General features: G+C 69.3%; 6 protein-coding genes and 1 pseudogene. 1 reads left to right on the top strand and 6 read right to left on the bottom strand.

Translation table 11 applies throughout. The features are described 5' to 3' along the window. Positions 1-158: 158 nt before the first annotated feature. The 5 genes from FPZ12_RS39735 to FPZ12_RS39715 form a co-directional block, all read right to left on the bottom strand. Entirely contained in the window at positions 159-908 is a 750-nt protein-coding gene (locus FPZ12_RS39735; RefSeq protein WP_144756214.1) for an SDR family NAD(P)-dependent oxidoreductase, read from the bottom strand. A 2-nt stretch (positions 909-910) separates the two neighbouring features. Then, positions 911-2,557, bottom strand: a complete 1,647-nt coding sequence (locus tag FPZ12_RS39730) for an AMP-binding protein (protein WP_144756211.1) — start codon at positions 2,555-2,557, stop codon at positions 911-913. 151 nt (positions 2,558-2,708) lie between these two features. Then, the gene (locus FPZ12_RS39725; RefSeq protein WP_144756208.1) at positions 2,709-3,452 is read right to left on the bottom strand and encodes an SDR family NAD(P)-dependent oxidoreductase; all 744 of its coding nucleotides are present in this window, start codon (positions 3,450-3,452) and stop codon (positions 2,709-2,711) included. A 2-nt stretch (positions 3,453-3,454) separates the two neighbouring features. Next, entirely contained in the window at positions 3,455-4,456 is a 1,002-nt protein-coding gene (locus tag FPZ12_RS39720; protein WP_144756205.1) for a 3-oxoacyl-ACP synthase III family protein, read from the bottom strand. 134 nt (positions 4,457-4,590) lie between these two features. Next, positions 4,591-5,247, bottom strand: a complete 657-nt coding sequence (locus FPZ12_RS39715) for a NeuD/PglB/VioB family sugar acetyltransferase (protein ID WP_144756203.1) — start codon at positions 5,245-5,247, stop codon at positions 4,591-4,593. Between the two features lie 98 nt (positions 5,248-5,345). On the opposite strand from FPZ12_RS39715, the gene FPZ12_RS39710 reads away from it, so the two are divergent. Continuing rightward, positions 5,346-5,972 carry a phosphatase PAP2 family protein gene (locus tag FPZ12_RS39710; RefSeq protein WP_243770268.1) on the top strand — a complete coding sequence of 209 codons (627 nt, stop codon included), beginning with the start codon at positions 5,346-5,348 and terminating at the stop codon, positions 5,970-5,972. 225 nt (positions 5,973-6,197) lie between these two features. Here the strand turns inward: FPZ12_RS39710 and FPZ12_RS47170 are convergent. Next, positions 6,198-6,347 (bottom strand): annotated as a pseudogene (locus tag FPZ12_RS47170) (right-handed parallel beta-helix repeat-containing protein); the annotation flags it as partial. Positions 6,348-6,632 lie beyond the last annotated feature (285 nt).

Genomic DNA, 6,632 nt, shown 5'->3' with positions numbered 1-6,632 from the left:
CCCACCCGCCATCACCGCCATCCCCAGCGCTCGTGGGCACGACCACACCCGACCGGTCGTGCCCACGAGCTTCCGCGCGTGCGCTGCTCGGGCACGCGCGCCCGCCGACCCGCGCCGGCCACGCACCCCGCATCAACTGCGCGTGGCCGTCGCCGGGGTCAGCGGAGACTACTGCCGATGCTGATCCCCCCATCCACGTCCAGCACCACTCCCGTCACGTAGCGAGCCGCCTCGGAACACAGGAACGCGGCGGCCTCGGCGATGTCCGCGGGATCACCGACCTGCTGCGCCGGGATCCGCGAAGCGAGCTTCTCCCGCGCGTCGGCGTCCATCGAGGCGAGCATCGGGGTGTCGATCAGGCCCGGCGCGATCACGTTCGACGTGATCCCGTGCCGGGCGCCCTCCAGCGCGATGGTGCGCGCCATCCCCACGATCCCCGCCTTCGCCGCGACGTAGTTGGCCTGACCGAAGTTCCCCCGCCAGCACATCGAGGACATCGACAGGATCCGCCCGTACTCCTGCGCCTTCATCTGCCGGAACGCCGACCGGCTGCAGTGGAACGAACCACGCAGGCTCACGTCGAGCACGGTGTCCCAGTCGTTGTCGGACATGGTTTCCAGCCTGCTGTCCCGGATCACGCCCGCGTTGTTGACGAGCACGTCGACCCGGCCGAAGTTCGCGACCGTCTGGTAAAGCCACTGGTCCACCTCGGCGCCATCACTCACGTCCACAGTGGACGAAAGCGCGCGCTCGGGACCGCAGGCCTGCTCGGTTTCCTTGACTGCCACCGAGTTCAGATCACACAACGCCAGCTGCGCCCCCTCCTCGGCGAACCGCAACGCCATCGCGCGGCCCAGCCCCTGCCCGGCGCCGCTCACCATCACGACCCTGCCCACGTAGCGCTGCATCGTCACTCCCCCGCTCCGTCCCGGCGACGCTGCCGCAGCACGTACCGCTTGATCTTGCCGCTCGGCGTCTTCGGCAGCTCGGACACGAAATGCACCCGGCGGGGGTACGCGTGCGCGGAGTACTTCGTCTTCACCAGCTGCTGCAGCTCGCGCTCCAGCTCCTCGCTCGCGCTCCGCCCGTCCCGCAACACGACGTAGGCCTCGAGCACCTCGCCGCGGATCTCGTCCGGCGCGGCGATCACCGCGGCCTCGCCGACGTCCGGGTGGAGCACGAGCACGGACTCCACGTCGAACGGCCCGATGCGGTAGCCGGCCATGAGGATGATGTCATCGTCACGGGAAACGAACCGGTAGTAGCCGTCGGAGTCGACGTAGCCGGAGTCACCGGTCAAGTACCAGCGTTTGTCCTCACTGAACTTCTCGCGGCTCTTCTCCGGTTCGTCGAGATACCCCCGGAACCAGGCGAGCGGGCTGGCGGGCACGTCACAGGCTATCCGGCCTGCGACCTCGGGCGCGGCGCGCTTGTCCGCGTCCTCCTCCAGCACCACCGTGGTCCAGCCTGGCATCGAGGCGCCCATCGAGCCGCTGCGAAGCGGACGCCGCAGGGCCGGATGGTGGTGGTTGTTGACCAGCATGCCTGTCTCGGTCTGGCCGTAGTGGTCGTGCACCGGGACGCCGAGCGCCTCGCGCGCCCAATCGTTGACCTCCGGCGTGAGCGGCTCGCCCGCGGCGGACGCGGCGCGCAGCCTCAGCCTGCGGGGCGTGGTGGGCCCGGCCGCGCGCAGCGACCGGTAGACCGTCGGCGCGGCCGCGAAGTTCGTCACGTCCAGTTTGGACAGTACGTCGAAAGTCAGTTCCGCCGAGAAACCGCCGCGCAGCAACACACTGGGCACTCCGGTGCAGAAGGAGCCGAGGATGCCGTAGTAGAGCCCGTAGCTCCAGCCGGGGTCGGCCGCGTTCCAGAAGGTGTCCTCGGGGCGCACGTCCAGGCCGAACTCCATGTAGCAGTGGAAGGACGCCAGCGCTCGCACCGGAACTTCGAGCGCCTTCGGCTTTCCCGTGGTTCCCGACGTGAACACGTGCAGCAGCGGCGCATCCCCGCCCAGCCGCGCCGCCGGGAAGCCCTTGTCCTGTCTCGCCATCAACTCCGCGAAGTCTTCGTCCCCCGGCTCACCCGCTCCCCCGACGACCACGATCCGCCACTCCGGCGGGCCTTCACGCGCGAGCTTCGGCCGCTGATCCGCGTCGACCAGCACGACCTTGGCCCTGCTCGCCGTCAGCCGCATCGCGACCGCCGGCGGAGCGAACGCGGTGAACAGCGGCACCTGCACCGCGCCCGCCCGCCAGATTCCCAGCAATGCCACCAGTTGTTCCACGCTCTTGCCCAGCAGCGTGGCCACCCTGTCGCCGGGCCGGACCCCCAGTTCGGCCAGCCCGGCCGCGAATCGCTCGGACTGGGTGCGCAGTTCGCCGTAGGAGAGGCGCTGGATCGACAGGTCCCGCCCGACCACCTGATACGCGTGCGCTTCGGCCGGATGCCGGTCGCACAGCAGCCCGGCGGCCGAGGCCTCCGGACCCGCGTAGATCTCCAGCAGCTCGCTGACACGGGTCGCCGGATCAGTGCGTGACTGCTGATCCACCAGACTCATCGGCGCATCGCCCCACTCTTGGTCGTGTACGGAGAAAGCGGCACACGAGAAACCGCCACTGGCGGGATCGGGGGCCGCCAGTGGACGAGTTTCGCCTACAAAAACAGTGGGTTCAATTTAGGCACAGCGCTTGAACGGTGTCAACGGGCACTCAGGTCAGCCCGTAGCCCCCGTTCACCGGGATGACCTGGCCCGTCACGTAACTCGCGGCATCCCCTGCCAGGAAAGAAATCGTCGCGGCCAGCTCGTCGGCCGCGCCGAACCGGCCGAACGCCGTGCGGGCGCGGATCTGCTCGCTGAGCCGGCCGGATTCGAGGAACGCGGTCCCGAGCCCGGTGTCGAAAAACCCTGGTGCGACAGCGTTCACGCAGATCCGGTCCACGGCCCAGTCCGCCGCCAGCGCTCTCGCCAGCCCCTCGATTCCGGCCTTCGAAGCGACGTAGGCGGCCAGCCCGCGGCGCGGCTGCGCGGCCATGATCGACGACGTGAGCACGAGGCGGCCCCGCCCCGACGCCGCGAGGTGCTCGTGCGCCGCGCGGGCGGTGAGGAACGCGCCGGTCAGGTTCACGTCGAGCACCTGCCGCCACGTTTCGGCGTCGAGCTTGTGCGCGCGGTGGGACGCGGGCGCGATCCCCGCGTTCACCACCACCGAGTCGACCGCGCCGAAAACGGCGGCGATCTGTTTGAACCCGGCGTCCACCGCGGCCTCGTCCGACACGTCGCAGGGCACCGCGACCGCTTCACAGGGCAGGCTTTCCGCCAGTTCAGTAAGCGCTTCCCCGTTGCGGGCCAGCAACCCGAGCCGCGCGTTCTGCTCCGCGAAAGCCTGTGCCAGCACCGCGCCCACGCCCCGGCTCGCGCCGGTGACGACGACAACGCGTCCGTCCAGCGCCATGATCAGACCCCGCCCTTCGGCAGTGCCCAGCGCATCGCGGCGCCGCCCCACGTCATGCCGCCGCCGAAAGCGATGAGGAACAACAGGTCGTCCCGCTTCAGCAGCCCTTTGCGGACGGCGTCGTCGAGCGTGATCGGCACCGAGGCGGCGCCGGTGTTGCCGTAGCGCTCCACCGTGAGGTGCATGACGCCGGGCGCGAGGCCGAGCGTGTCGGCGAGGTCTTCGAGCATGACGCCGTTGGCCTGGTGCGGCACGAGCAGATCCACGTCCTCGAGGTCGGCTTCGGCGCACTTCATCAGCTCGCGCACCAGTTCCGGGAGCACCTGGCCGGCCAGTGCGCGCACCTCGCGGCCGAGCATCTTGAAGTAGTGCTCGCCGCCTGCGAGTGATTCCTTCGTCGCCGGGAGACGGCTGCCGCCGCCGGGGATCCGCACGTAGTGCGAGGTGGTGCCGTCGGAGCCGAGCGTGCTGCCCAGGAGCCCGTGCCCGTTGCCGGACTGCCCGAGCACGACGGCGCCGGCGCCGTCGCCGAAGAGCACGCAGGTCTTACGGTCGGTGTAGTCGAGGATGCGGGAGTACACGTCACTGCCGATGACCAGCGCGGTTCGCGGGAACGGGCCCACCGAAAGCATGGCGTGCGTGGACACGAGCGCGTACAAGAAGCCGGAACAGACGGCGTCGATGTCGAACGCCGCGGCCCGGCTCGCGCCCAGGTTCGCCTGCACGAGGCAGGCCGTGGACGGGATCGGGTAGTCCGGGGTCGAGGTGGCGACCACGATGAGGTCCAGATCCGCGGCGGTGATCCCCGCCGCCTGCAGCGCCTGCTGCGCCGCCTGCGTCGCCAGATCGGACGCCGCCTCGTCCGGATGCGCCACCCTCCGCTCCACGATGCGGGTCTTGTCGACGATCCACTGCCCGCCGATGCCCAGCCGCCTGCCGAGTTCCGCACTGGTGAGGACCGTCTCCGGAAGGTACGAACCAGTTCCCAGAATTGCGGTGTTCACTATGAGTCTCTTCCTTCTGTCGACACGAAATGCCTATTTCGGAATTCGCGTGCACCGGACTTTCGGCGACAGAATTCAGACTTCCAACCAGCGGCTGGACGGGACAGGGGACGTTTTCACCCCGCCACTTTCCGTCACCGCCGCAACGGCCGCGCCGGTACCCCCGCGACCGTCGTGCCGACGGGCACGTCCCTGGTCACCACCGACCCGGCGCCGATCACCGCGTCGTCGCCGACCGACAGGTCCGGCAGCACGATCGCACCCATCCCGACCAGCACTCGCGACCCGATCCGGGTTCGGCCGCCGACGATCGCGTGCGGCGCGACGATCACGTAATCGCCCAGCACCGCATCCTGTCCGATGAGGCAGTTGACGTTGAACACGGGCTGCCTCCCCACGGCCGCTCCTTCCTCGACGTGGACACGCTGGGTGATGACCGCGCCGGGTGCCAGCGTCACGCCGCATTCGAAATAGGCGCTGTCGTGGATGAGCGAGACGGTTTCGCGGCCGGCCTCCATCGCGAACTCGTCCAGCGCCTGCCTGCGCACCGGATCCGCGACCCCGATGGCGTAGCAGGCGTCCAGCTCCTTGAGGGCCTCGTCCGAGCCGAGAATCGGATAGCCCTTGAGGGTGCTCGCGCCGTTTCCGAGCTGCTTGTCGAGGAAACCTTTCAACTCGTACCCGTCCGGCCCTCGCGAATTCCGGTCCTCGATCAGCCCGGAAATCTGCCGGGCGAGGTCACCGGCTCCGATGATGACGACTTCGGGACGGTTCTTCGATTCGGCATGCATTGTCCTGATGCTAGTGAGGGACCGGAAAAAGAATACACAACGCGAATTCCACCGACGCCCGGAGAAACGAACCGGGGCCCGGCCCCGACTCACCTTGTGTGACTGTCGTATCGGCTCCGCCGGCGTTGCCGCGTGTTCTGCGCCTGCCGATGGGCGTGGTGGCTTTGCTCGCGGCCGTCGTGGTGCTCGTGCAGGGGTTTGCGTATGCGGGCGTGAGCGGGGGCGAGTGGGTGGCCCCGGTGTACGGGTTGCGTGGGCCGTTGCGGGACGTCGCGCTGGCCATCGACTTTCTCGGGGAGCCCGTCGGGTCGACGATCGTGCTCGTGGTGCTGGTCGGCGGGTTCTGGTGGGCCGGACGGCGCCGGTCGGCGATCCTCGTGCTGGCGGCGGCGGGCGTGACGGTGGGCCTGACGACATTGCTGAAACCCCTGGTAGACCGCACGATCCACGGCGACTACCTCTCGTACCCGAGCGGGCACACGGCTTTCGCGACGGCGCTGGTGTTCGTGCTCGCGTTGGCCGCCGCGGAGCGGTTGCAGCTGGGCGTGGTGGCCGGGTTGACGCTGGTCCTGGGCACCTCGCTGCTCGCAGGCGCCGTGATGGGCTGGACCGAGGTCGCGCTCAGCGCGCACTACCTCACCGACACCATCGGCGGCTTCTGCACGGCGCTGGCCGTCGTGCCGCCGACCGCCTGGGCGGTGGACAGGCTCACCAGCCGACTGTGACGCGTCGAGTGCGCCGCATCGGCAGAGGATAGCCATCCGCGAGCACAACCCGTTCCCGCACAACGACGGGCTCACCGAGAAGGTGTTCCCGCCGATCATCACGTGCTGCGTCGTCCAGCGGCAGTCCCCGTACAAGGGCTCCGACGCGATGCCGGGCTGGGCGAGCTGGACGGCACCGACCCGGACGAGGACGACTACCGCGCCCGCGTCGAGAAGGCCGACCTGCCCGCGCACGTCCGCACCGTCGACCGCCCAGAACTTGACCCCGCCGCTGCAGCCGCAGCCGGGCACCCTGTGCTCCCAGTCGTCGGTGTTGTTGCCCGTGATTTCGTTGTCCGCCACCACGAGACCGGTGATGGCGTCGCCCGGCGCGTACCCGGTGGATTCTCTTTCGTCGCAAGGGAAATGTCGGCACCGACCACGACGGCACCCGCGGGCGCGCTCGGGTACGTGGCCGGCTGATGGTCGCAGACCGGACCGGGCTCCGCCTGCGCGGCGGGCACCGGCAGGAGCACGAGCAGCACCATGCAGACCAGTGCCGCGAGGGATTTCCGGATCACTCCATCGAAAGTACCCACCTCGGGCACGATGCGCAGTCACTCGATAGCGGAGTGCTTGTCCCGCCGTGTAGACGTTTCCGGCCCGCAGTCGGTGAACCAT

Origin of the sequence: Amycolatopsis acidicola, assembly GCF_007713735.2 — a bacterium.
GTDB lineage: Bacteria > Actinomycetota > Actinomycetes > Mycobacteriales > Pseudonocardiaceae > Amycolatopsis_E > Amycolatopsis_E acidicola.
Note: the sequence above shows the minus strand (reverse complement) of the source record. Positions and strands in the feature narration are given on the sequence as shown.

Bases quoted from the DNA above. Each gene is read 5' to 3' on its own strand.
- FPZ12_RS39735 (WP_144756214.1), bottom strand. From the start codon at position 908: ATGCAGCGCTACGTGGGCAGGGTCGTGATGGTGAGCGGCGCCGGGCAG.
- FPZ12_RS39730 (WP_144756211.1), bottom strand. From the start codon at position 2,557: ATGAGTCTGGTGGATCAGCAGTCACGCACTGATCCGGCGACCCGTGTC.
- FPZ12_RS39725 (WP_144756208.1), bottom strand. From the start codon at position 3,452: ATGGCGCTGGACGGACGCGTTGTCGTCGTCACCGGCGCGAGCCGGGGC.
- FPZ12_RS39715 (WP_144756203.1), bottom strand. From the start codon at position 5,247: ATGCATGCCGAATCGAAGAACCGTCCCGAAGTCGTCATCATCGGAGCC.